Origin of the sequence: Rheinheimera sp. KL1 (genome assembly GCF_001275035.1) — a bacterium.
GTDB lineage: Bacteria > Pseudomonadota > Gammaproteobacteria > Enterobacterales > Alteromonadaceae > Pararheinheimera > Pararheinheimera tangshanensis.
Map to the genome: position 1 here is coordinate 68,216 of NZ_LAMX01000018.1, position 25,988 is coordinate 94,203.

The following is a 25,988-nucleotide window of genomic DNA, read 5'->3' on the forward strand; positions in this document are numbered from 1 at the left end:
TGTTGGCTCGTCTGCTGTGGCGAAATACAGCGGTTCTGGTGCTTATTTTCTCGACAAAGTCTCAGAGGGTGTCTGGCGTTTAGAGGTGTATCCGGACTTGCTGACTTTGCAGGATCCTTATCAGAACTCCAGTTTAAGCCGTGAAGCAGGGCGTTTATACCCTGCTGCTCAGCAATTGAAACTGACCCTTGCTGATTTGGGCAAAAGCTATCAACTAAAAGGCCTCAATAGCGGCAATACGGCCGTTGCAACTGCCACTGATGGCGAAGTGACAGTGCGCCCCGGTGTGTACTTACTGACCGCCAAAGCTGCATTGGCACAACAGTATGCCAATAAAGTGGAGACAGATTTTTATCTGCCCAAACCTCAATCAACAGAACTGGCTTTAGTGCATCAGAATCAGCGTCAAATCCAGTTGGGCGACCCCTTTAGCTTTGAAGTAGATATTGGTGCTCTGAACAAGCCTGAAAAAGTGCAGCTGATGTTACGTTATCTGGGCGAGAGCAAGTTTACTGCCTTTGAGATGCAACCAAGCCCTCAGAGTAGTGGCCGTTATCAGCTGGCCATGCCAGTGGACTGGACTCAGACCGGCCTGCTGGAATATGCCTTTGTGGTCACAGCTGGTGGCAAAAACCTGACCTTTCCCGGTGCAGCAACAGGTTCTCCACAGGACTGGGATTTTGTCAGCAAAGCACCGTACTGGACAGTGGCTTTTAAACCACAAGGCCAGCCTGTGGCGTTATTCGACGCAACACTGGACAGACAAAATAGCCTGTATCCAAAAGATGCGACTGTGACGCAACGTTTTGTTGCTGATAGTTCAGGCGCTGGTTTAGCGATGCAATTGGGTGTGGATTCGTTAGAAAATCCTAAAGCTGCAGCTATCCTGAAAACCACTTTGTCTGCCGACAACAGCCTGCTACAACGTAATTTGAAAGGTTATGACACAGTGGCGCTGAAAATCCGTGCGGTGAAACAACCGGAGCAGCTGAAGTTTGCTGTGCTGGATAAAGACGGCATCGCCTATGGCACAGAGCTGAAAGTAGGCACTGACTGGCAGTATCTGTTAGTGCCGCTGAATAAACTCAAGCGCACCGATACGCTGATCACTCAGGCCTACCCTATGTTTATGCCGGTCTTTGCGCCCAAAGTGGAGCAGGGCTCAGAGTTGGATCTGAACGAACTGCAGCAGTTACAAGGCATACAGCTGATGTTTAATCAGAGTGCTTATAGCCCAGCAGCAGCGAAAGGCTGGCATGGAGTGGAACTGGCGGAAGTGAGTTTGATCCAAAAGCCATAGTTTAAAAGGCCTGTGTTGCGTCAGTTTTCTGCACAGGCCTATAATCGGCTTTGTTTTTAGTACAAAACAGGAGTGCTATGGCAAAGCCACTGCACCAAAACACAACAACATCTGCATCGGCATCAGGATCGATACGGGTGTCAGGAACTCAAAAGCTAGCCCTTGGCGCTGGCTTTTTTGCGATGTTTTTTGCCCAGCAAAGTGTCAGCGTACTGGCTATTCCGTTTTACCAGATGACCTTAGGGGTAGACCCATTTTTACTGGGACTGGCTCTTACTTTACCTTTGTTACTCGGTACTTTATTAGGCCCCTGGGTCGGGCATTTATCTGATCATCACCACAGCCGTTTTGGCCGCAGACGGCCTTTTATTCTGATCGCCAGTTGGGCCTGTTGTCTGTTTTTTGGTCTGATTTGGATGGTGCCGACAGGCTGGGGCGAACTGGCTCATCTGCTGTACTTTGTCGTTTTCTCGCTACTGTTTTATATCGCCGCCACTTTTATGTCTGTGCCTATGACCTGCTTATCCTATGAAATAAGCCCGGATTACCACCAGCGTACTGAAATTATGGGTTTTACCACCTATTTTCTGAAGCTGGGTTCTTTGCTGTATCAGTGGTTATTTCCGTTGGCGCAGCTGGCCATTTTCAGTTCGGTTTTTGTCGGTATTCGTTATGTCGGCTGGGGCGTCGCTTTGTTTATTTTTGGTCTGCTTGGCACTTTAGCAGCCTGTTACAGCAAGGAAGTTGTGCACCGCTCTGCTGTTACTTTTCCGCCTGTCACTTTAAGGCATAGTTTAAAAACCTTAAGAACAAACAAAGGCTTACGTGTATTATTGCTGCTGACTGTGTTGCAGATGGCCGGAGGCGCTTTTACCGCCAGCATGGATTATTACCTTCTGGTGTATTTTATTGCTGATGGCGATATAGCGCAGGGGGCCATTTTTAAAGGCTGGTTGTCGATGGCTTATGCTGCTTTTGGTTTTCTGACCGTGCCATTGATCGCAGCTTTATCGTCCCGTGTTGGAAAAATCAAAGCGCTGCAGCTGATTTATGTTGTCACCTTGGTAGGTGGCGCTTGTAAGTGGTTTATTTTTACGCCCCAGGGCTACGGCTGGATTTGGCTGGATGCATTATTCTGTACCGCAGTCTGGACTGCTATGACCATGTTAATTCCGTCTATGATGGCCGATTTATGTGATGAGGATGAATTACGACATGGCCAGCGCCGTGAAGGTGTTTTTGTGGCTATTCATAGCTGGGTCACCAGTTTAAGTGCAGCACTGGCCTTATTGCTGGCTGGTTTATCGCTGAATTTGATTGGTTTTGATGCACAGCTTTCTGCAGCGCAAAACCCGGACAGTATTCTGGCGATGCGGGTTATTTTGGCACTGGGCACTATGGTCTTTGCCTTGTGCTCTTTGCTGGTCGTGCGGGGCTATCATCTGGATGCCCAAGCCAGTCAACAAATCAGTTTGGCCTTAGCTAAAACAAAAAATCAGGGTTCAGAAGCGATTTAGTTCGCTGTAGATAATCAATAAAAAAAGAAAAAATTATGGTCACAATTAAAGATGTCGCAAAAGTAGCTGGTGTATCGATAGCTACAGTGTCCCGGGTGATCCACGACGGTCATCAGGTGGGTGAAGCCTGCCGTGCCCGGGTAAAAAAGGTCATTGCCGAATTAGGTTACAGACCCAACAGCAATGCCCGTGCTCTGGTCAGTAAAACTACCAATACCTTAGGGGTAGTGACCCCTAAATTGTCGATGCCATTTTTGGCAGTCTCGCCAGTGGTGTTGAAAAAGGCGCGCGTGAAAACAACTACAAACTGCTGATGAGTAACTCGTTATACGAGACCAAGTCGGAGCAGGAGGCTATTGATTCACTTCGGGATCATAACTGTCAGGCTATTATTCTGCACAGCGAATATTCCGATGAAAAAACCTTACTGAAGCTGGCTAACGAAATTCCAGGCCTGGTGCTGATCAACCGCTATATGCCTGCTATCGCCAACCGCTGTGTCTGGCTGGATAACGTCGCAGGCGCCCGCACAGCGACGGATTATTTAATCAATAAAGGCCATAAAAATTTTGCGGTGATCACCAGTATTTACCAAAACGGCGACCCTGGTTTTCGACTGCAGGGTATTCGCGAATCGCTCAAACTGGCGGGTTTGCAGCTCTCTGAGGCTGCTATTGAAGAATCCACCGCCAATATGGAAGGGGGCGAGCAAGCAGTACAGGCCTTGCTGAATAAAGGCATTCAATTTACCGCACTTTTGGCCTATAACGACTTAATGGCGATAGGCGCTATTCACGCCTTATTTGCCGCAGGCTGCGGGTGCCGGAAGATGTCTCAGTGATAGGTTTTGACGATCTCATCGTCAGCCGAGCTTGCCGCCCACGTTTAACCACTATGCATTATCCGGTCGAAGAAATGGCCAGCTACGCCACTAAACTGGCGATACAACTCAGTGATACCAGCATCGAACCCGAAAGCCGAACGCACTTGTTTATACCGCAGTTAGTAGAGCGGGATTCGGTGGCGGATGCGCCAAAAAGTTAGTAGGCGCGACAAGGGGATGGTGGTCACTCAGAAATTAAAGTGGGGTAAGGTTTTGTCTTTTGCCCCGCTTCTGAGTGATAGAAGTGTTAACTATTTTCTATGCTTTTTTCCAGCTTTTTTTCGGTAAATTCATTGATACTAAACCGTTTATTGCTTTGAGGTAAGACGCAAGACCTAGCGTTGAGATGCCGTCTTTTGTGCTTCGTAAAGCTTGTTACGCTCAATAAATCTCGCTTTATTCTCTTCAAGAAACTTCTTGCGATAAATGACTTGCTGCTCGTACGTCATTAAATCTTTGTACTCATTCTGTACTATTGGCCGATAAATGCATACAGGTTCTGTCTCCAATGTGGCTTCATCTGTTTCATAAGCGGTTAAGCCAAAACTCATACTTCTTGACATCCCAGATGGAAAAACATTCTTTAAACATCCCTTACATGCCAGCAGTATTTCCTGCGCTTCCAAATCAGCTCGCAATGCTAAAAAATTATCAAAGTGATCACCCAACTGGTAATTTTTGCTGAGAAATCCGTGGACATCCAATTGAGCAAAATCCTGGCCGTTTAGGTTTGAATAGACGATCAGCAGTGGACTGGTAACCTTTCCATGCTGAACTAGGTTTAATGTCACTGTGTTTTCAAGAGCATGGTCCATAAATCATCTCCTTAAGAAAAATGCCAAGAGCAGACATTGGCTACGCCTTTTCTCTCCTGGTTCTGATTCTAATGCCTTCTGATTATTGGGAGTCAACATCTTTGGGGATTTCATCTGGATTCTTGGTGTAATGCCATACGCTGATCATATCCATAAGCGTAATGACTAATGCCCAGACAAGAAAACCACCTGCAATAACTCTATGCCAACGTTGTTGAGGCGGGCCATATCCCTCAAGTGTTCTTCCGAAATACTCAAAAACATACTGAGCAAGCTCTAGACTATTCCACATAACGTAAAACAAAAAACCAGTTACCGCATACAATTCAAGCTGCCTAATAGAAAAGTTTTTCCAGGTAAATCTATTTTTATTCATTACGTTTCATCATTGTTTGAAGTGAGGCTAAGCGAGTGTTCTTGGCTCGAACGCAGCCTCACCGGAGCCCCCTTCAGCCCAATCCACCCAAACACAAATACTTCAACTCCGTAAAATCATCCAAGCCATAACTGGAGCCTTCGCGGCCTAAACCTGACTCTTTGACGCCGCCAAAAGGCGCGGCGGCATTGGAAATTAAACCTTCATTGATGCCTATCATGCCGTATTCCAGCGCTTTGGCGATACGGAAAATCCGGCCTATATCGCGGCTGTAAAAATAGCTGGCAAGGCCTGTTGGGGTATTGTTGGAGAGTTCTATCGCCTCTTGCTCTGTATCAAATACGCTGATGCAAAGCACAGGGCCAAAAATTTCAGTCTGGCTGATTTGCATATCAGGGCGGACTTCTGTGACTATGGTTGGCTGGAAAAACAAAGGTCCTAAGTCGGCATCAATAGCGCCACCAAGCAAGAGTTCGGCACCTTGATCCAGCGCCTGATCTAACAAACGGGAGATCTTATCCACCGCAGCCTGGTTAATTAGCGGGCCTATCTGGCAACCCGCTTCTAAACCGTTGGCTAGTTTCAGCGGCGCTGTGGCTTTAATTAACAAGGCTAAAAAAGCATCGTACACAGGGCGCTGCACAAAAACACGATTCACACAAACACAGGTTTGACCGGCATTACGAAATTTCGCTGCCAGTAAACCCTGCACCGCAGATGGCAAATCGGCATCATCAAAGACAATAAAAGGCGCGTTGCCCCCCAGTTCCATCGAAACTTTTTTTACGGTAGAAGCGCACTGCGCCAGCAAGGTTTTGCCAACTGAGGTTGAGCCGGTGAAACTAAATTTAGCTACACGGCTATCTTTGGTCAGTACCTGTCCTATGGCTTTGGCATCTGTCCCTGTGACTACATTAAACACACCAGCCGGAATACCGGCACGGGTCGCGAGTTCAGCTAAAGCCAAAGCCGATAAAGGCGTCAGCTCCGAAGGCTTCACCACAAAAGTGCAACCTGCGGCCAAAGCTGCGGCGGCTTTACGTAAAATCATTGCATTAGGGAAATTCCACGGCGTAATAGCGGCCACAACGCCTATGGCTTGTTTCAGTACCAGAATTTGCTGATTAGTTTTAGGCGCAGGAATAATATCGCCATTCATACGTTTGGCTTCTTCAGCAAACCAACTGACAAAAGAGGCGCCATAGCTGATTTCACCTGCAGCTTCGTCTAAAGGTTTGCCTTGCTCCAGCGTTAAAATACGGGCTAAGTCCTGTTGATGCTCCAGCATCAATTGGCTCCAGCGCATCAGCTTTGCAGAACGTTCAGCAGCAGTAAGACCAGACCAGCCAGCAAAAGCAGCAGTCGCCGCTGTGACCGCTTGTTCTGCTTCTGTAGCTCCTGCTTCAGCCACTAAGGCCAGCAAGCTGCCATCCGCAGGGTTATGCACAGCAAAATGACCACTGCGGCCACTTTGGAATTGTCCGGCTATATAACTGCTGTGATGCACCAAAGCGCTGTCTTTTAGCAAAGAGAACAGGCTATTTATTTGGTTTGTCATGGGCTTAACTCCGGAGTAGGTCTGGTTTTGCCAGTGTAGCCTGAATTAAGCGTTAACCCAATGTCTCTAAACGCCTTTGCAAAAACCTTTGTTCCGCCTGTTGTGCGGTTTTACTCAGTGCTTGTTGGTAATACAGCCTTGCTTGTTGAGTATGACCTAGCTTTTGATGCAGATCTGCTAAGGCGGCGTCGAGCAGGTGATACTGTGCCAGTTCGCCACTTTGTTCCAGCACTTGCAATAGTGGTAATGCCACGGCCGGGCTTTGCGCCATACTGATGGCAACAGCGCGATTTAACAGCACCACAGGCGAGGCTTCGAAGCGATAGAGCACATCGTACAAAGCGACAACTTGTGGCCAGTCGGTACTTGCAGCATCCGGGCTTTGTGCATGCAGTGCTGCAATAGCGGCCTGTAAGCCATAAGGACCAATACGACGGCCTGTTAAAGAGCGTTCGACCAGTTGAACTCCTTGTTGGATAAGGGATTGATCCCATAAGCTTCTGTTCTGATCGGCCAGCAGAATCAGATCACCTTGTTGGTCGATTCGGGCAAAACGCCTCGATTCCTGCAATAACAACAAGGCCAATAAGCCCATAGTTTCAGTGTCGGGTTGCAACTCCAGCAATAAATACCCAAGTCGTATCGCCTGAGCTGACAGCTCTGCACACAGCAACTGATCGCCCGAGCTTTGGCTATAGCCTTCGTTAAACAGCAGGTAAATCACTTTAAGCACGACATCCAGCCGCTCTGGCAATTGTTCTGGAGTGGGTATTTCATAAGGAATAGCGGCGTCACGAATTTTGTTTTTCGCCCGCACTATGCGCTGGGCTATGGTGACAGGGCTGGTTAAAAAAGCTTTGGCAATTTGCTCTGTCGTCAGGCCACAAATTTCGCGTAAGGTGAGCGCAATTTGCGCTTCGGTGGATAAAGCCGGGTGACAGCAGGTAAAAATCAGTCGCAACTCATCGTCTTGCCAGTTTTGACTCGTGGCTTCATTGGCCTGAAAAGCTTCAGCCTCGTCATCCAGTTCATTAAGCCATTGCTGTTGATATTTGCGTTGGGTTTGCTGCTGACGGATTTTATCTATGGCTTTAAAGCGTCCTGTGGAGACCAGCCAGGCTCTGGGTTGCTCCGGTAGCCCATCGACGGGCCATTGTTGTAAAGCACAGGCAAAGGCCTCCTGTAGAGCTTCTTCGGCCAGTTCAAATTCACCCAAAAGCCGGATCAGGGTGGCCAGCACCCTGCGACTTTCTTGTTGGTACAGTGCCGAAATAGTTTCGGCTGTGACCCGGCTATGCAACAACTTATGGACTTTGCATGTTGGCGAAGTCGGCGGCAATCTTCTGTATATCTTCAGGAAAATCGTCCATATCCTGAATTTGTCGCACTTCGATCACTTCGTTATCACCAGCCGGACATAAACTGGCCCAGTGAATGGCTTCGGCTTTAGACTTTACCTTGATTATCCAAAAACCGCCCAGTACTTCTTTGGTTTCAGTAAAAGGCCCGTCAGTGACCAATGGCTTGCCTGCACTGAAGCTGACACGAGCACCCATGGAAGGCGGATGCAAACCTTCACAGCTCATTAAAATACCTGCGTCCTGCAGTCTTCTGTTGTACTGCATCATGGCCTCTACCGCAGCTGCTTCTGGCATAGTGCCTGGGACTGCGCTTTCATAGCCTTTAGGGATCATCAGTAGCATAAACCGCATCTTATACCTCCAGTTGTCTTGACGGTATCGCACTTCGGCTAATGATCACTTTCGGCGTCAGCAGCATACAATCCATGTTACACCTCCAATTGCCGAACAGGGCGAACCTCAACAGAACCTACACGAGCTGCCGGAATACCAGAGGCAAGCTGTATCGCTTCGTTTAAATCTTTGGCTTCGACCAGGTAAAAACCAGCCAGTTGCTCTTTAGTTTCGGCAAAAGGCCCATCTGTTAATAAGGTTTTACCGGCACGCACCCGCACTGTGGTGGCCGTGTCTACAGGCTGCAGTGCTTCGGCTGCCAGCATGCGGCCACTGTTTTGTACGCTCATTGCGTAAGCGAAACATTCCTCGTCTTTCGGACTTTCAGGCAAGGAGTGCAGCAATTTCTCATCACTGTAGACCAAACATAAGTATTTCATCGCTGCTCCTCAGGCCTCTGGTTTCAGTTCAAATAATACCGCTCCGGATACCATATCAAAAGGCACGGAAAAATGGTCATGAAGAATACGCCATTGGCCTTGCTGCATTTGCCAGCCTTGGGTCAGGCGCATCCAGCAGCCCTGAGTTTCGCCTTTTTCATTACTGCCTTCGCAGTAAACCAACGCATGGCTAAAGGCGATCTGATCATTTTGCTGAATAGTTAAATCATGCATTTCAAACTTTGAATGGCCGCCAGCGCAGAACTCCATACAGCGTTGCCAGTGAGCTTTATAGGCAACTTTCCCCTTGAACTGTAGTTGAGCAACTGCGTCATAAGCAGTAAGTTCATCAGCGTAAAATGCCATAACCTGGCTGATGTTCTGACTGACCACTGCCTGCGCCCACTGAGCAGATAACTGTTGAATAGACTGAGTCATGTTGTTTCCTCTTTGGGTTGAATGACTCTGTAGTCGAAGCGGCCAGGCTGAATTCGACCCTTTGAACAAAATAATTTGAATTTATTTGCTCTTGCTGAGTAAAAGTGACGTATAAATTAAAGATTCAAAAGAAAACAGTGCTAAAAAACATGTTGAGTCCAGCAACTGACCAGAGTATTTATGCCACAACGTCAACGTCAACGTTATAGTAGTCTGGCTCTTGAGCACGCTGCCCGGCCCTTACTGCTGTTGGTGCAGCATTTAACCGGGCTGGATACTACCTTTTTAACCCGTATCGACTGGAATGCACTGACTCAGCAAGTGATTTTAGTGGAAGGGCCTTTGCATCTGCCTATTGAGGAAGGTCCAGTTGTGAACTGGTCCGACTCGATGTGCCGAGTGCTATTTGATGCCAATATCAGCTACTCAGATTCTGTTCCCTCCACATTTCCGGGGTCCGCAGGCGCAGCTTTAGGTATGCAAACTTTTTTTGCCATCCCTGTGTTGTCGGAAGGACAAACCATAGGAACTTTGTGTGGCGCCAGTACTGAATCCGTTCATATTCAACAGCATACCTTAACCAGCCTGAAACTGATTGCCGATGCAATGGCTTATCAACTGGCGCTGGACCAGCAGATGCAGTTGCAACAAAAACGAGTGAAGGTCGCTGAAAAAACCATAGATAAGCTGTACCAGCAAGCCCAGCAAATGGAAACTCTGGCTCATACCGATGCATTAACCGGCCTGGATAATCGCAGGGCCTTTCAGGCTAAATTTGAGCAGTACCAACTTCAGTCAGAAATGCAGGGCACAGCTTTAGCTTTGATGATGATCGACATTGACGAGTTTAAACAGTTAAACGATCAGCATGGGCATGAAGCCGGTGACCTGGCCCTACAACAACTGGGTTCGGTGTTATCTGCTGTGGCAAGACAAAGTGATATAGCCTGTCGCCTGGGTGGTGATGAATTTGTGTTGGCTGCAGCGGATACGGATACGCAGGGGTTATTGCATCTGGCAGAGCGGGTACAGCAGCAGTTTAAACAGCAGATGCGGCAGTCTGGTTTAGAAAGCAGTTTAAGTATAGGTATCGCAAGCACAGCAGAAAGTGCTTTGGATCAGCTGTTACCACGTGCCGATCAGGCGTTGTATCGAGCCAAAGAATTGGGGCGGGATAGGGTTGAACTCGCTTGCTAAGGGGCCGCTACAGGTTTTTCGCTTCCATGCTGGTGCTGCCGAAACCAGTTCAGCATTTCCTGACGCTCCTGCTCTTTGTAATCAGTTAATAAATGGTCAGCCTCTTTAAATTCAATCAGCTGTACCGGTCGTTGTAGCTCTGTCAGTCTGGCAGCCAGACGTTTTGAATTATCTGGATGCACTCTTTTATCTTGTCCGCCATGCATCAGCAATACAGGCAAAGTGGCTGGTAATTCCTCCGCCCAGAACAGTACTGAACGTTGCCGTAGCTCTTGTTGTTTGTTCTGATCGTAGTTTGGGATCAGACTACGAAACACAAGCTCCATCTCTGGTAAACGTGATAGTTCAGTCACTAAATCTGTCGGAGCGCCTGTGATAGCAAGGGCCCGGATGTCATCACGCTGACGGGCAGTCAGATAACTCATTATGCCGCCTCTGCTGATACCGTATAAAAAGATATTCTCTGCATCTGCACCAGGTAGCTTTTTCGCCAGTTCAATCAGTTGATGAATGTCCTGTACATCAGCGCCGCCGAACTGATCTTTACCATAGGTCTGTTGGTTTTGTGGTACAGAACCCCGGTATTGGCTGGCTAATACGATAAAACCTTGTTGAGCCAAAGGGCTCAATTGGCGCAACACTGAAACAAAATCCAGCCGGCCCAGCGCCGAATTTCCGCCTCTGTTGTAGATAATCACAGGCCGCTTTTGTGGCTCAGGTGCTTTGGGCTGCAGACCCCAGGCTTGCACCAAAAACTGATCAGAGTGGTATTCCAACTGGGCGCAATCCAACAGTTGTTGGGTGCTCTCAAACTGTTTTTCCGGTAACAGCCATGGCGCTAACCAATAATCCAGACTGTACCAGGCGTCTGTTGGCGAGCCTGGTTCACCAGTTGTTGATAATCAGGATAAAGTTCGAGGCAGGATTGTTGTGTGGCAAAGCCTGACCAGCTCTGCGCCATGCTTTGGCTTTGAGAAGAAAGCAGCAATGCGAACCAAAACAGTTTCATAACCAACCTCATAAAAGACGCCGTCTGAGTGTAACGCTTTGGCTGATTAATTTGTGCTTAGGATTGTAACAAAAGTTAATTCAGCTCAGAGTCAAATCAAGCCGTAGAGTTTAATCTGACTCCGAGCCGTTCATCCTAAGACTGTGGCCAGTCCCAGGAACCTACATGTAATTTACCCTGCCAGTCTTCAATCAATAACCAGACTTTATCGCCGGCTTTAGGTTGTGCTGTTGCCTTGGCATGCACATGCTGAGCAAAAGAGCTACCGTGCAGGATACTCAAGTCGGCTTCGGCGAAGTCCTCTATCGCGGGTTGCTCTGCGGCTATGGCCATATAAGCCTGACGGATATTAGCGACACAACCTTCACAAAACTGCAGGCTGAAATCTTTTACCCAATCGCCGTGATGCTGGTAAGGTGCATCGTTGGTGAGTGGAGTGGGTGTTACTTCAAAAGTACCAATGGTCTGTGTCGGCCAGGACGCCGGAAACACAGGGTTCATCGCTTCGTACAAAAACCAGAAAGGTAGAATTAATACCAGACCATTGAGTTTAAATTTATTACGTTGCCACCAGTTGTCTGAACGTTGTGCCATCAGGAATTTACCTCTGAAGTTGTGTAACTGGTGACAGGTTCTTTACGGGCCGCTTTAATAGTGCGGCTGCCCCAAATCATAAAGCCTGTAATCGACATACCAGATAACAATAAACCAAACAGGAACCAGATAATTTTCGTCCAGATACCGCCAATGGTGCCGTAATGCAGCGGATCTGCTATGTGGCTAATGACTTCAAGACCGGACATTTGCGCTGGGGTGTGTACATCAGTGACTGCGCCTGTCCATGGATTCACTAACACTGTGTAAGAATACTGATCAAAGAAGACAGAATCACCAGAACCTGAAATACGATACAAATCTCTGTTATGCTCCGGCATCATGATGTAAGCCGGTTCCAGCTCTGGCAAAGTTTGTTTGGCAATCACCAGTGCATCTTCCAGTGAATAAGGTGCTGTATGTTTTTGTCCTGCAGCCGGTACTTCAGCTGCCGTCAGAATTTTCGGTTCCTGGTAAAACTCAATATCGTTATGCCATAAAATTGCCTGCAACAGATACCACAAGCCGGTTAAGCTCATCACGACCAAAAACCAAATCGACCAGACCCCAGCCAGACGGTGTAAATCAGTTAATAAGGTTTTACGTCCTTGATTGAACCGTATTTTAGGTTGGGTGAAAGACTTCCAGAAGTTTTTATAAATCACTAAACCAGTGATTAACGACATCAGCATCAGGATAGCCATACCACTGACCAGGTAATAGCCAACACTGTAACTGCTCTGCCATGGGAACAATAACCAACCGTGTAACGAACGCATAAAGCTAATAAAATTCAGGCCGTAGTTTAGCTCCTGTACTTTGCCTGTGTACTGGTTGACGTAAGCGATACCAAAAGGTGCTTTTGCTGTGGAAAATATCACAGCGTTCACCAGATAAGGTTCCATCACCATCACACTGCCTACTTCAGCATCAGGTACTTCAGCTTTGACGGCGGCAATCAGTTCAGTAGCAGGTTTGACTGGCAGATTTTGTGGATTTTCTGCTCTGGAGTTGGGGTTGGTTAGCCAGGTTAGTTCATGACTAAACACCGCAATAGTGCCTGTTAAGCACACAGCACAAAAAATTAACCAGACAGGCAAACCTACCCAGCCATGTAATAAAAACCAGAAACGTTGTTTGAGCTTAAACACCGGAAAATCAGCCTTATTCAGCAAGGGATGAAAATGTTCTTAATAATAATGCGGATAAGAATGGTTATCAATAGCTGGGCGATGACTGGCGTTCATGCGAAGATAAAAAAGGGCGTCCGTTGGGAAATGGGACTAACCGGACGCCCAAAAGTTACTCGTTAATAAAAGCTGACGCGGCAGCCAGCTTGCAGGCTATTTATTCTTTCACTAAGGCTATTTGTGGTGTGTTTGGCTCCAACTCTAAACCCCCTGCAAAAGCACGGTAGACAGAGACCATACGCTGGAAGCTTTGCGCCGACAGCACCGCCTGTTGATCGCGGGCTGCTAACCACTCGCGTTCGGCGTCCAGCAAGTCAAGAAACTCAGTAGTGCCGGCTTCGTATTGAGCTCGGGTCAGCTGCACTGCCTGTTCCGTAGCAGCCACTTGTTGCTGAGCACTTAACTGCTGCTCACGGCTGGTTCTGTAGCCTTGCAGTGAGGTCTGCATTTGCGCCAGCGCATCAAACACCGTCTGCTGGAAGCGGGCAAAGGCCATTTGCTGCTCTGCTTCAGCGCCGCGAATACGGGCCTGAATAGAGCTCAGCTCTGTAGCTTGCCAGCGTAAACTAGGCGCTATACTCCAGGCTTCATTTTGTGACCCCAGGCTTAGGCCTGGGCTGGAAATAAAACCTAAAAACCCACTTACAGACACTTCCGGATACAGCTCTGCAGTCGCAACGCCTATATCTGCAGTGCTGGCTGCCAGTTCCCGCTCGGCTACTGCCACATCAGTTCTGAACTTTAAGTAGTTGTGCTGATTGGCAAAAGACAAAGGTTTATTCAGCTCAGGCAAAGCTTCGCTTTTCGTTGCAACCACAAACTGCTCTGCAGGTTGGGCTACTAAAGCCGCTATAGTGGCGTTGGCCTGAGCTTTGGCAAAAGCAAACTGCGGTATTGTGCTTTGCAGCTGATAAATCTGTGCGTCGATACGGCTGATTTCCAGATCGGAAGCGAAACCTGCATCACGGCGAGCCAGAATAATCTGTTTAGTGCGACGTAAATTGCCGAGGTTTTGTTCGGCCACAGATAAGCGCAGTTGTGCACCGCGGTAGTCGCCATAACTGGCGGCGACCTGTGCCAACAACTGCACTTTAGCTTCCTGCCAGGCCAGTTCAGCACCTTGTGCTCTGGCATTGGCGGCTTCAGCTGCGCGACGCAGCTTGCCAAACAAATCTAAATCCCAGCTTAAAGCACCGCCTAAATTGGCTCGGCGCTGAATTTGCCCGGCGTTTTGCGCCGCACTGTCCGGCACCTGATTGTTTTGCTGACTGGCGGTGATATCCATACGAGGCAGATTATCATTGTCGCTGTCTTCAAAGGCGGCGTAAGCACGTTTTACGTTGGCTTCTGCCGCAGCTAAGGTTTGGTTATTCAGCAAAGCCTTTTCTATCAGTTGATTTAATACTGGATCATTAAATTGTTGCCACCAGTGTTGGGCTTTATCTGCAGCTCTGTATTCGGCAGGCAGTTGCACCTGATTGGCAGTTACAGGAGCCGCATAGCTTGGTCCTACCGAAGCACAACCAAACAACAAGGACGCTAAAGCCATACTGATAGCGGTCAAACGAAGACTTTTACGCATGATGATTTTCCTCTGTAGCTGTTACTTCTGAACTGCCTTGGGCCAGTTGGCGATCACGGCGTTTGGCCAGAGTGTAATAAAACAGTGGTGTTAAAATCAGACCGAAGATAGTGACGCCAATCATACCTGCGAATACTGCTACACCCATGGCCTGACGCATTTCTGCACCAGCACCTGTTGAGAACACCATAGGCACCACACCCATAATAAAGGCGATGGAGGTCATTAAAATGGGGCGCAAACGTAAGCGGGCAGCTTCCAGAATGGCGTCCATAGTTTTCATGCCATGGTCCTGCAACTCTTTGGCAAATTCGACTATTAAGATGGCGTTTTTAGTCGCGAGCCCCACCAGTACGATCAAGCCTATCTGAGTGAAGATGTTGTTATCACCACCGTAGATCCAGACACCTGTCATGGCTGATAACAAGGTCATAGGCACAATCAGGATAATAGCCAGCGGTAAAGTTAAACTCTCGTACTGAGCTGCCAACACCATAAACACCAGCAGTATCACCAGCGGGAAGACCAAAAGCTCGGTATTACCAGCCAGAATTTGCTGATAAGTCAGTTCTGTCCATTCGTAGGTCATGCCTTGTGGTAAGGTTTCAGCCAGAATTTTCTCAATAGCAGCTTGAGCTTCACCTGTACTGTAACCAGGTGCTGGGCCACCGTTAATTTCAGCTGTGGTGTAACCGTTGTAGTGCATGACGCGGTCAGGACCAGCTGAGTGTTTCACGTTGATGAAAGAGCCCAGTGGGATCATTTCACCTGCGTTGTTGCGTACTTTCAGTTGGCGAATTTGCTCAGGGTCCTGACGGAATTGTTCATCAGCCTGCACATTGACCTGATAGGTCCGGCCAAACTGGTTGAAGTCGTTGACATAAGCCGAGCCCATATACACCTGCAGCGTCTGGAATATTTCGTCCAGATTGACGCCTTGTTGTTTGGCTTTGGTACGGTCAACATCCAGATCAAGCTGTGGCACGTTCACCTGATAGCTGGAGAACACACCAGCTAGTTCAGGCGTTGCCCAGGCTTTTTGCATCACTTGCATAGACACAGCAGCCAGTTCTTCATAACCGAGGTTGGCTCTGTCCTGTATTTGCAGACGGAAACCCCCTATGGTGCCTAAACCTTGCACTGGTGGTGGCGGGAATATGGCGATAAAGGCGTCCTGAATACCAGCAAATTTCTGGTTTAAAGCGGCTGCAATAGCATTGCCTGACAACTCTGGTGAACCACGTTTGTCAAAGTCATCCAGACCGACAAAGACTATGCCTGCGCTTGGGCTATTGGTAAAACCGTTGATCGACAAGCCAGGGAAGGAGATAGAGTTCGCTACACCCGGATGTTCGGCCGCAATACGGGACATTTCTTTAATCACAGCTTCGGTGCGGTCTAAAGAAGAGGCGTCCGGTAACTGAGCAAAAGCCACCAGGTACTGTTTATCCTGACCAGGCACATAACCTGTAGGGGTTTGCTGGAACTGCACTGCAGTTAAGCCGACTAAGCCAATATACAGAATACCGATAATGCCGCCAAAACGAATGACTTTACGTACCATCAGGCCGTAGCCTTTGGACGCTCTGTTAAATAGGCGATTAAAGGGATCAAATAACCAGCTGCCAAAAGCTTTATTCAGTACACGGGTTAAGCCGTCTGGTTTAGCGCCATGAGGTTTCAACAGCAGTGCTGATAAAGCAGGGCTTAAGGTTAACGAGTTCAGTGCTGAGATAAAGGTAGATATGGTAATAGTTAACGCAAATTGCTTATAAAACTGGCCTGTTAAACCGGACATAAAAGCAGTAGGAATAAACACAGCGGCCAGTACTAAGGTAGTTGCGACAATAGGGCCTGTTACTTCTTTCATGGCTTTTTGTGTGGCGGCCACAGGAGATAAGCCATCAGCGATATTCCGCTCGACGTTTTCGACCACTACTATGGCGTCATCAACCACTATACCTATGGCCAATACCAGACCAAATAAGGATAAAGCGTTTAATGAAAAGCCCAGCATATGCATAAAAGCAAAGGTACCGACCAAAGACACAGGCACAGCCACTAAAGGAATAATAGAAGCTCGCCAGGTTTGCAGGAATAACACCACCACCAGCACCACTAGTAAAATAGCTTCCAGCAAGGTTTTGACGACAGCTTCAATAGAGCCACGCACGAATACCGTTGGGTCGTAGACGATGTCGTAAGTTAAACCTTCAGGGAAACCTTTTGACAGTTCGGCCATAGTGGCACGTACATCATCAGAAATCTGAATAGCGTTTGAACCTGAAGCCTGGAAAATAGGCAGAGCCACAGCGTCTTTGTTATTCAGCAAAGAACGCAGTGCATAAGACTGAGCGCCTAATTCGACCCGGCCTATATCGCGGATGCGGGTGATTTCGCCGTCTTCGCCGACTTTAACAATAATGTCAGCAAATTCCTGCTCCGTGGTTAAACGGCCTTTGACGTTGATCAGAATTTGGAAATCACTGTCACCCGCAGGTTGAGCGCCTAAAGAACCGGCTGCAGCCTGTTGGTTTTGTTCACGGATTGCAGCTAATACCTGAGCTGGCGATAAGCCACAGCTGAAACTTTATTTGGATCCAGCCAGATACGTAAGCTGTATTCACTGGCACCAAATAAACGTACAGCGCCTACACCTTCAATACGGGCTAATTCGTCTTTGACGTTCAGCGCTGCATAGTTAGACAAATACAACATATCGTATCTGTCATCCGGCGAGGTTAAATGCACCACCATAGTTAAATCCGGTGATGATTTCTCAGTCACTACCCCTAAACGTTGTACTTCCTGCGGCAAGCGTGGTCTGGCTCTGTCAACCCGGCTTTGGACCTGAGTTTGAGCACGGTCCACATCAGTCCCTATAGCGAAGGTGATGGTTAAGGTCATACGGCCATCAGAAGTGGCCTGCGAAGACATATACAACATGTCTTCGACACCGTTAATTTCCTGCTCTAAAGGCGAAGCGACCGTATCCGCTATGACTTTAGGGTTAGCACCCGGATAGTTAGCTGTTACTACTACTGTAGGTGGCACCACTTCAGGGTATTCAGTGATAGGGAGTTGCCAGACGGCGATGGCGCCTCCGATAAAAATCAGCAGCGACAGCACGGCGGCAAAAATAGGTCTTTTGATAAAAAATTGCGATAACATATCCGTTCCTTAACCCTGGTTAGCCGTTGCTTGTTCTGCAGCAGCGGTAAGTTCTTGCTTGCTGTCTGTCTCTAACTGCTGCTGTTCAGCTTTTAAACTGGTTAGTTGCTGAGATGTGGCCATTTCCACCAATTTAGGCTGGATCGTCATGGCTGGGCGTACACGTTGCAGACCATTCACCACAATCCGATCGGATGGATTCAAGCCTTTGCTGATGATGCGCAGGCCGTTGACCTTCTCACCTAAAGTGACAGGGCGGTATTCCAGTTGGTTTTCGTTATTCACCACCAGTACAAACTTGTTGCTTAAGTCTGTGCCTATGGCTTTGTCGTCGATCAGAATGCCTTGATAGGCATTGCTGCCAACCAGTTTTAAGCGGGCGAATAAACCCGGGATTAATTTGTTATCGACGTTTTCAAAGGTGGCGCGGGCACGGATAGTACCGGTCTGGGCATTGATGCTGTTATCGATAAAGTCGATGCTGCCGACATAACCAAATTCGCTGTCACCAGCCAGTGCCATATAGACGGTGTTGTGGGCTGTGCGCTGTTCAGCTCTGTTACCTGCTGTCGCCAGTTGCACATACTTCAGATAAGTTTGCTCATCAGCATCAAAGTACGCGTACATTTTACTGGTGCTGACTAAAGTGGTCAGTTGGCTGCTACCGGCCTGAACAAAGTTACCTGCTGTGATTTGAGCGTAAGAGACACGGCCTGAAATAGGCGCTTTGACCTGGGTAAAAGACAGATCCAGTTCAGCGCGTTGTAGTGCTGCTTTGACAGAAGCCACAGTAGCGGCTGATTGCAGTTTACGGCTTTGACGGGTGTCTAATACTTCTTCAGAGATAGCACGCTGTTTTTTCAGCGCTGCGGCACGACGGTAGTCGTTATCAGCCAGTTTCTGTGCAGTTTCAGCATTCGTTAATTCAGCTTTTAAGCGTGCTACTTCAGCAGCAAAGGGACGTGCGTCAATCTGGAACAACAAGTCGCCTTGTTTCACTAAAGCGCCTTCAGTGAAAAATACCTGTTCGATATAACCTGATACCCTTGGCACCAAAGTGACTGTTTCCGGCGCTTGTAAGCGACCAGTAAATTCGTCCCACTCTGTGATTTTTTCCTGTACTACTGTCGCTACATTAATTTCCGGTGCGGCCATAGCGCCCGGTGCTGCGGCTTCAGGACTGCCACAAGCGGATAACACTAAGGCGGCGATGCTTCCCAAGACAAAGGTACGAATAGTGCTGTTGCTGCTCATGACATGTTCCTCGTTCAGTTCGATCAATAAAGAAATTTGGTTTCAACTTTTGTTGTACAAACTAGTTTCATCTGTTAGTTTTGTACTGGTCGGTAAATATATAGAAGTCCACTTCAGAGTCAATCATTATTTTGTACCGTTTGGTAAATAAATGTAGAATCTTTAGAACTTAACAAAAAACTTTGGTTATAAGCCGAAGTTAATGGGTTAGCAGGGGCTACTGCTCGAAGGGCTGTTAACTTGAGTGCAGGATAAGTCGGGCCTTGTGTTTACTGAATATCTAAAAGCCGCTGAAGATTGCCTAAAACTATTTCTGGGTTACAGAGTCAAACGCACTGCAGGCAACTGGTCTGTCACGATAAGTTGCTAGCTTACACTATATTGTGCCGATTGGTAAATATTCCTTGCTGGACATGTGTTGCCAAGCAGTTTATGCTAGTGCATCCTTTTTAATCCGGAGTTTGAAATGTCAGCATCAGCGGTTACACCAGCGCCAACAGTGGGACGCCCGCGCGCTTTTGACATGGAAAAGGCCTTACAAAAGGCGCTGGAAGTTTTCTGGCGTAAAGGTTACGAAGGCGCATCTTTACCTGATTTATGTGAAGCCATGGGCATCAACAAACCCAGTTTGTATGCTGCTTTTGGTAACAAAGAACAATTGTTTTTAAAAGCCATTGAGTTGTACGAAAACCGGCCTTGTGCATTTTATTATCCGGCTCTGGAGCATGCGACTTCTTATGAAGTCGTCAAACACATGCTTTGTGGTGCAGCCAGTGCCAATGCCGATCCAAATAACCCACCGGGTTGCGTCATAGTGCAGGGAGCCCTGGCTTGCAGCGAGTCAGCCGCTTTTGTTAAAGAGGCCTTGATTATTAAACGCAGAGCCGGCGAAGTGGCTCTGCGTGAACGCTTGCAAAAAGCCAAGGACGAAGGCGATTTACCTGCAGATTCTGATCCTGCAGCCTTAGCTCGCTACATAGGTGCAGTATTGCAGGGGATGGCCGTACAAGCGACCAGTGGCGCAAACTGCGCCGAGTTAAAGCAGGTGGCTGAAACTGTGCTGAGTGCATGGCCTGGTAAAAGAGCTTAATGACTCTGATGAAAGGGGCTACAGCAAGCCTCTTTGGTTATTTAATTTCCGCTTCAACTTAAGTTCTATCATCTCCTTTGTCACTCTTTATCCCCTTCTGCTAGTGTTTAACCATACACCTTTCGTCTGAGGTTGGTATGTCACTTTCTCAGCACAAATTTCAGCAAAAGCTATTGGAATTTATAGAAGTTTGTAACGATGGTTATGCCATTTTAAGCGCCGATGACAAGATGCTTGGTTGTAATCAGGCTTTCGCTGGTATTTTTTATCAGGACCAACGCAAAATACAGGGGCTTTCTTTTGAGCAACTGATGCGTTTATCTTTTAGTGAAGGCAAGGGGATACGTTTTGAAACTGAAACCATTGATGAATGGTTGGCTCAGGTGCAGCAAAAAAGACGACAAAATCCGTTTCAGTTATTTGAAGTGAATTTAACGGATGACCGTTGGTTTTTAATGTCTGAACAGATTTTACCAACGGGCGAGATGTTGATCCAAGCCAAAGAAATCACTAAACAGAAAGTATTGGAGCATCAGCTCCATAGCAAAGTCGCGACTTTAAGCGAGTTGGCTTTGACAGATGAGCTGACTAAAGTGGCCAATCGTCGCTGCTTTGTCGATTCAGTCGAAGCCGAGTTAGCCCGTTGCCAGCGTGTAGATAAACCTGCCGCTTTACTGTTGTTGGACTTAGATTTTTTTAAATCAGTCAACGACACTTATGGTCATCAGGCTGGGGATGAAGTGTTAAAAGCGACCGCGAACAGAATCAAAAAAGCGCTTCGTGAATACGATATTTTTGGCCGTATTGGTGGTGAAGAGTTTGCGGTATTTTTAACAGAAACTGATCTGGCGACAGCTTTACATGTTGCTGAGCGAATAAGAGGGATCCTGGCTGACTTTCCGATCAAAGCTGGTCGTGTTGAGCTATGCGTAACCACGTCAATTGGTATAGCTTTGACTCAGGGAGAAAGTAATTTTGAGGAATTGTATCTGCAAGCCGATTCGGCGCTTTATATGGCTAAACGTAATGGTCGTAACAGAGCTGAGTTATTTAGGTTGCTCGATGAATAAAAGGGCCCGAAGGCCCTTTACTGAAGCAGATTGTTAGAACTTATAGTTCACTTTACCGTAAATGTATTGGCCACGAGGGTTGTACATACTGGTGACATAACCATACAAATCACCATCGCCGTCGCCTATAGCAAATGGCGGATCTTCATCAAACAGGTTATTGATACCAATAGTAATTTTGGTTTTCTCGTTCAGGTTGTAATAACCCTGAACATCAACAAGTACCTGAGCTTTCACTTTGCGAGATTCATTCTCTTCAAAGTCCAGGGCACCATCAAAATTGATATCTGGTGTATCTTCAAACTCACCTATATAACTCAGTACTGTAGCTGCGCCCCAGTCGTTTAAGGTCCAATCTGCAGTTCCAGTCCAGCGGTGTTGCGGGTAACGGTATTCACCTGTGTAATCCTGACCATCTTTTTCGAAGTTGCTCAGGTAAGTGTATTCCAGGTTAAATTTCAGTTTACCCATACCGTCTAAATCCATTTTATAGCGGCTGGATAAATCGATACCGTCTGCTTCCTGAGAGCTTACGTTAAAGAAGGTGTTGTTGATCCTGTCCAGTTCACCTAAAGTCTGACCTGGTAACGGTGCCCGGCGTACACAGATAGTGCTATTCTGGTTACCGCATTCTGCCGCATAAACATCACCGAAAGGAACTTCATCGATTTTGTTGTCCTGAGTAATGCTCCAGACATCCAGGCTGAAATCTAAGTCTTCAGTGACCTGCCAGATTGCGCCGACGTTCCAGCTTTCTGATTCCTCAGCTTCTAAATTTGGGTTACCAGCAAACACTATGGTGTAGTCGGTAGAGGCGCAAGCCGGGTTGCTGGCGTCAGGTGTTGGACAGCGGAAAGTATCAACGAAGAATTGTGATTCCTGAGATGGACCTAAGCCCACTTGTGCCAGTGAAGGCGCTCGGAAGCCCTGACTCCATGAAGCACGAAGTGACCACTCATCGGTAGGGGTAAAGTGGAAGGCGACTTTAGGATTAGCTGTGCCACCAAAATCACTGTAGTGGTCATAACGCTCAGCTAATTGCATTTCCAGATTTTCCAGCAACGGCACTGAAATCTCAACATAAGCAGCTTTTTGCGAACGGCTGGCTGCAGCAGATACAGATTCAGTACCAAAAATCAAACCACGCTGGAACTGATCATCTGGCGTATCGGTGGCGTCTTCTTTACGGTATTCAACACCCGCAGCTAAAGACACTGCACCATGACTGACATCAAACAGCTCACCACTGATACGCGCATCCGCCGAGGTCATATGGGATTTACCGCGACGCACTAAACTAGTGGTAATAGCATCAATCACAGATTGTGGATTTTGCACACCGCCAAAAGGATTGTAACGGCCAGCATTAATTTCTTGCTGCAGGAAGTCGGTACGAACCCAACCTTGTGACTTATCACCGGTTTGAGAGGATGCGCTGCGGCCTTTTTGCACAGCAGTTTCCCAGTCCCAGTTATTGATATTGCCGCGTAACCCTGCCAGTACCCGCAAGGTATCTGAGGTAATATCCCAACGTCTGTTACCTGCATCTACAGTGCGGTAACGGCTGATTTCAACGTCCTGACCAAAAGGGTTATTTGGATGAGTGCCTGGCACTGTTAAACCAGCGCCTTCATCTAATGGCGTCGCAGCACCACCGGCGTTAGAGGTGTTGTGCTGAGCTGCAATTTCTGCAAAGAGCTCGACACTGTCATTGACATCCCTATTCATACTAAGAATAGCCCCCATACGTTCTGCTTCCGGAACTGCAATAGAGGACGGGCCGTAATCGTATAAACAGGTTGCACCAGCGCGCTGATCTGCTGGGCAACCTGGGTCAATAGTTACTACACCATCCACGATAAAACGACCTGGATAGCCCCGTGAAGAGCGGGTATCCTGGCCACCAAATGGTGCTTGGTTGGCGGTGCCAAAACGACCTAACTCATAGTTGTCGATTTGAGAGTTATTGAAGTAGTCCAGGATCAGAGTCGCATTGCTTTTATCATCTCCAGTGCCCCAGACCGTGGAGAAGGTTTTTTCGTCATAGTTCGGGCCTGTTGTGCCACCAAAACCTGCGGTAACATCCGTGCCAGTGAAATCTTTACGCAAGATAATATTCACTACACCTGCCACTGCATCAGAACCATAAATGGCAGAGGCTCCATCTTTTAAAATATCGATACGTTCAATCGCAGCCATAGGGATGCTGTTGATATCAACAAAGCTGTTGACTATGCCCTCAGCAAAAGGGCTGCTGGCCACTCGGCGACCATTGATTAACACCAGGGTTGCATCTGCTCCAAAACCTCTTAAGCTGACTGCTGCTGCACCGTTGGCTGTCGAGTCCTGGCTGTTACCCCGGGTGGAGAATGTGCCTGAACCTGCTGCAGGTAAACGTTCCAGTAATTGTTGAAGGTTATCAAAACCTGATTTGTCGATATCGTCGCGGCTAATAATAGTGACAGGTGAAGGGCCTTCAAGATCGGTTCTTTTAATGTGAGAGCCCGTGACTGCGATGCGTTCAACATCTTGACCATCTTCAGCTTGTTGAGCAAAACTTTGCCCGCTCAACAGTACAGCTCCAACGGCTATAGCACAGCGGCTTAATCGTATTATTTTGTTATTATTCATATTTTATTGCTTCCTAGCTGGATTTTTGTAGTTGCATTCTTTATAAATATTAGTAGTACCCGTTAAAACAGGCGTTTTAGATATAGTACAAATACAGACCTTTTGTAAATGAGTTTTTAATGTAAAATTTGTATAAAACACATTGATTTGTAACAAAAATCTTTGAACGTGACGCCATCTCTGTTTTGACTGTCGCGAGAGGATTGTCTTCTCCATTATTCAGCTGAGCTCAGACTATTTCCTGCATCATCGTGCTGGTAAAAACCGCAAAATGCGCTCAGAATTCCAGTTTTTCAGATCCGCTATGTTTTGATATTGAGCCTGGAGGCTTTTGAGTGAACCAGTCGTTAGTGCATTCGTTGTTTCGTGCTGTTGGATTAGTCGTTTTTGGCTTGCTGTTGTTATCTCCAGTGCTGGTGCAATGGCCAGAGCAGGATCTGGTGCCCTATTTGCAATGGAAGCTGATAGCAGCAGTCTGGTTTTATATGTTGATACTGTCGTTATTCCGCTCTTTATGGCCAGGTTTGGTGTTGTTATTACCCGCTGCTTTGCTGGTGCCGCAAGAAGTGTTTTATCTCCTGACTTATCAGAAGAATACCGATGCTCATGCTATAGCTATAGTGGCGGAAACTGACCTGAATGAAGCCTTAGGTTATTTGACTGGTATAGGCGTGTTTTTAGCTTTGGCTGTAGTCGCTATTGTGTTGCTTTGGTGGTATCTGGTACGCAGCGCCTGGCAGCGTCATTGGCAATGGCAAAGTGGACTTAGGCCTGTGATTTGGCTGATTTGTATCGGAGTGCTGGTTAGCCTGAGCTGGAACGAGTGGCAATATCAGCAAATTAACAAAGCAAAGCAGCGCAGCAACCCGGAAGAAAATGTTTTTGTGCAGCGTCCTTTGCCCTACAGCTATGAAAAGTTTCATGCCACTTATCCGTTAAATATACTGATCGCTGTCAATGAATTTGTGAAACAAAAACAAGCCGTAGCTGATATTGCTGAATCTACAGCCTTGTTTAAATTTTCTGCCCGTCAGACCGATATTCCGGCTCAACGACAAATTTATGTGCTGGTGATAGGGGAAACTTTACGGCCTGACAGATTGCAGCTCAATGGCTACAACAGAGCCACAACTCCGCGGCTATCTGGCACTAAAAATGTGATTAGTTACACCAACATGGTCAGTCCATGGGCTTGGACCCGTATGTCTGTCCCTGTGATCCTGTCGCGTAAAAGCGCAACGGATCAGCGTTATTTTCCAACTGAAACATCTGTAGTTGCCGCTTTTAAAGAGGCGGGTTTTAGTACAGCCTGGTTGTCGACCCAAAGCCCATTAGGTGTGCACGACTCCTCTATTGCGTTGCATGCCAGTGAGGCCGATCAGGTGCAGTATCTAAACCCTGTGGGTTATAAAAAAGAAGGGTTTTACGACGATATCCTGTTACCTGCTTTTGAGCGTGTGCTGCAACAAAACGAACAAAAACAACTGATCGTGTTGCACACACTGGGCAGTCACTTTAGTTATGCCGACAGATACCCACAAGCCTTTGACTTATTTACGCCATCAGGCAAAGGCCAGTCGATCAGTATGCATGATCAAAAATCCAAACTCCTACTGAACAATGCTTATGACAACAGTGTTGCATATACTGATTTTATTCTGTTTAACCTGATTAAGCAGCTTGAACAAAGCCAAAGTATCAGTGGTCTGTTTTATGTCTCTGACCATGGTGAAAATATTTTTGACGGTCAATGTAACAAAAGTGGTCACGGTCACAATACCGAGCGGGACTATAGAGTGGCCTCTATCCTCTGGACCTCTGAGCTATACAATTTGCAGTATCCACAGAAAAAATCCCTTGCAGAACAACGTCGAGAACAACCTCTAGTAACCACTAACGTTTTCCATTCTTTCCTGGATTTGGCGGGTATTGAATACCCGGAGCAAAAGCTGACTAAAAGTTGGCTCAGCCCGGATTGGCGACCCTCATCCCGGATCCTGCAGCAGGGGCTGGATTTTGATAAAGCTACTCGGGTAGGAGAGTGCCAGGAACTGAAGGCACCTTAATCATTACTTTTTCACTGTCATAATAGTGTCATTATTTATTCATAAAATAGCCTCCGAAACGTCATGTTGCGGAAGCTTTATTGTCATATTTCAATAGCCCGGCAACAGAGCAT

General features: G+C 47.3%; 21 protein-coding genes and 2 pseudogenes. 8 read left to right on the forward strand and 15 right to left on the reverse strand.

The annotated features are described in order from the left end of the window. Window positions 1-16 precede the first annotated feature (16 nt). From WH43_RS20015 to WH43_RS09130, 4 genes and pseudogenes are all read left to right on the forward strand, one after another. The gene (locus tag WH43_RS20015) at window positions 17-1,300 is read left to right on the forward strand and encodes a hypothetical protein (RefSeq protein WP_053424310.1); all 1,284 of its coding nucleotides are present in this window, start codon (window positions 17-19) and stop codon (window positions 1,298-1,300) included. A 137-nt stretch (window positions 1,301-1,437) separates the two neighbouring features. Next, window positions 1,438-2,817: an MFS transporter gene (locus WH43_RS09125; RefSeq protein WP_286049602.1), complete on the forward strand. Its 1,380-nt coding sequence runs from the start codon at window positions 1,438-1,440 to the stop codon at window positions 2,815-2,817. A gap of 35 nt (window positions 2,818-2,852) precedes the next feature. Continuing rightward, a complete protein-coding gene (locus tag WH43_RS20555; RefSeq protein WP_286049604.1) occupies window positions 2,853-3,131 on the forward strand; it encodes a LacI family DNA-binding transcriptional regulator in 279 nt (92 codons plus the stop codon). Then, window positions 3,131-3,861 (forward strand): annotated as a pseudogene (locus WH43_RS09130) (substrate-binding domain-containing protein). The gene WH43_RS20555 and the pseudogene WH43_RS09130 overlap by 1 nt, the downstream one beginning before the upstream one ends. A 174-nt stretch (window positions 3,862-4,035) precedes the next feature. Here the strand turns inward: WH43_RS09130 and WH43_RS09135 are convergent. The 7 genes from WH43_RS09135 to WH43_RS09165 all read right to left on the reverse strand — a co-directional run bounded on the left by WH43_RS09135 (window position 4,036) and on the right by WH43_RS09165 (window position 9,021). Beyond that, entirely contained in the window at window positions 4,036-4,515 is a 480-nt protein-coding gene (locus tag WH43_RS09135; RefSeq protein ID WP_053424312.1) for a hypothetical protein, read from the reverse strand. 82 nt (window positions 4,516-4,597) lie between these two features. Further along, window positions 4,598-4,891, reverse strand: coding sequence for a hypothetical protein (locus WH43_RS09140; RefSeq protein ID WP_053424313.1), 294 nt, complete (start codon window positions 4,889-4,891; stop codon window positions 4,598-4,600). Between the two features lie 73 nt (window positions 4,892-4,964). Next, complete coding sequence (locus WH43_RS09145; RefSeq protein ID WP_053424314.1) at window positions 4,965-6,449, reverse strand: NAD-dependent succinate-semialdehyde dehydrogenase; 1,485 nt, start codon at window positions 6,447-6,449, stop codon at window positions 4,965-4,967. Window positions 6,450-6,501: 52 nt separating this feature from the next. Next, window positions 6,502-7,752: an RNA polymerase sigma factor gene (locus WH43_RS09150; RefSeq protein ID WP_286049605.1), complete on the reverse strand. Its 1,251-nt coding sequence runs from the start codon at window positions 7,750-7,752 to the stop codon at window positions 6,502-6,504. Between the two features lies 1 nt (window position 7,753). After that, complete coding sequence (locus tag WH43_RS09155) at window positions 7,754-8,161, reverse strand: YciI family protein (protein WP_053424315.1); 408 nt, start codon at window positions 8,159-8,161, stop codon at window positions 7,754-7,756. Between the two features lie 77 nt (window positions 8,162-8,238). Further along, the gene (locus tag WH43_RS09160; protein ID WP_053424316.1) at window positions 8,239-8,583 is read right to left on the reverse strand and encodes a YciI family protein; all 345 of its coding nucleotides are present in this window, start codon (window positions 8,581-8,583) and stop codon (window positions 8,239-8,241) included. A gap of 9 nt (window positions 8,584-8,592) precedes the next feature. Beyond that, window positions 8,593-9,021, reverse strand: a complete 429-nt coding sequence (locus WH43_RS09165; RefSeq protein WP_053424317.1) for a YybH family protein — start codon at window positions 9,019-9,021, stop codon at window positions 8,593-8,595. A gap of 180 nt (window positions 9,022-9,201) precedes the next feature. Here WH43_RS09165 and WH43_RS09170 point away from each other — a divergent pair, with 180 nt between their 5' ends. Next, window positions 9,202-10,218 carry a GGDEF domain-containing protein gene (locus WH43_RS09170; RefSeq protein ID WP_053424318.1) on the forward strand — a complete coding sequence of 339 codons (1,017 nt, stop codon included), beginning with the start codon at window positions 9,202-9,204 and terminating at the stop codon, window positions 10,216-10,218. Here the strand turns inward: WH43_RS09170 and WH43_RS09175 are convergent. The 7 genes and pseudogenes from WH43_RS09175 to WH43_RS09205 all read right to left on the reverse strand — a co-directional run bounded on the left by WH43_RS09175 (window position 10,215) and on the right by WH43_RS09205 (window position 19,018). After that, window positions 10,215-10,994: an alpha/beta hydrolase family protein gene (locus WH43_RS09175; protein WP_286049607.1), complete on the reverse strand. Its 780-nt coding sequence runs from the start codon at window positions 10,992-10,994 to the stop codon at window positions 10,215-10,217. The two genes, WH43_RS09170 and WH43_RS09175, sit on opposite strands and share 4 nt — an antisense overlap. A 62-nt stretch (window positions 10,995-11,056) precedes the next feature. Beyond that, a complete protein-coding gene (locus tag WH43_RS20560; RefSeq protein WP_286049608.1) occupies window positions 11,057-11,227 on the reverse strand; it encodes a hypothetical protein in 171 nt (56 codons plus the stop codon). A 135-nt stretch (window positions 11,228-11,362) separates the two neighbouring features. Then, entirely contained in the window at window positions 11,363-11,821 is a 459-nt protein-coding gene (locus tag WH43_RS09185; RefSeq protein WP_053424321.1) for a PA2404 family protein, read from the reverse strand. After that, window positions 11,821-12,972, reverse strand: a complete 1,152-nt coding sequence (locus WH43_RS09190; RefSeq protein ID WP_053424410.1) for a PepSY-associated TM helix domain-containing protein — start codon at window positions 12,970-12,972, stop codon at window positions 11,821-11,823. The genes WH43_RS09185 and WH43_RS09190 overlap by 1 nt, the downstream gene beginning before the upstream one ends. Before the next feature lie 196 nt (window positions 12,973-13,168). Further along, window positions 13,169-14,593 (reverse strand): efflux transporter outer membrane subunit, encoded by a 1,425-nt coding sequence (locus WH43_RS09195; RefSeq protein ID WP_053424322.1) that lies wholly within the window; start codon window positions 14,591-14,593, stop codon window positions 13,169-13,171. Further along, window positions 14,586-17,764 (reverse strand): annotated as a pseudogene (locus tag WH43_RS09200) (efflux RND transporter permease subunit). The gene WH43_RS09195 and the pseudogene WH43_RS09200 overlap by 8 nt, the downstream one beginning before the upstream one ends. A gap of 9 nt (window positions 17,765-17,773) precedes the next feature. Continuing rightward, window positions 17,774-19,018, reverse strand: coding sequence for an efflux RND transporter periplasmic adaptor subunit (locus WH43_RS09205; protein WP_053424323.1), 1,245 nt, complete (start codon window positions 19,016-19,018; stop codon window positions 17,774-17,776). 466 nt (window positions 19,019-19,484) lie between these two features. Here WH43_RS09205 and WH43_RS09210 point away from each other — a divergent pair, with 466 nt between their 5' ends. Together WH43_RS09210 and WH43_RS09215 are read left to right on the forward strand one after the other, a co-directional pair. Then, a complete protein-coding gene (locus tag WH43_RS09210) occupies window positions 19,485-20,108 on the forward strand; it encodes a TetR/AcrR family transcriptional regulator (RefSeq protein WP_053424324.1) in 624 nt (207 codons plus the stop codon). Window positions 20,109-20,245: 137 nt separating this feature from the next. Beyond that, window positions 20,246-21,178, forward strand: coding sequence for a sensor domain-containing diguanylate cyclase (locus tag WH43_RS09215; protein WP_053424325.1), 933 nt, complete (start codon window positions 20,246-20,248; stop codon window positions 21,176-21,178). 33 nt (window positions 21,179-21,211) lie between these two features. On the opposite strand, the gene WH43_RS09220 is transcribed toward WH43_RS09215, so the two are convergent. After that, window positions 21,212-23,809, reverse strand: a complete 2,598-nt coding sequence (locus WH43_RS09220; protein WP_053424326.1) for a TonB-dependent receptor — start codon at window positions 23,807-23,809, stop codon at window positions 21,212-21,214. A 335-nt stretch (window positions 23,810-24,144) separates the two neighbouring features. Between WH43_RS09220 and WH43_RS09225 the strand changes: the two genes are divergently transcribed. Further along, complete coding sequence (locus WH43_RS09225; RefSeq protein ID WP_053424327.1) at window positions 24,145-25,875, forward strand: phosphoethanolamine transferase family protein; 1,731 nt, start codon at window positions 24,145-24,147, stop codon at window positions 25,873-25,875. Window positions 25,876-25,988: the final 113 nt, after the last annotated feature.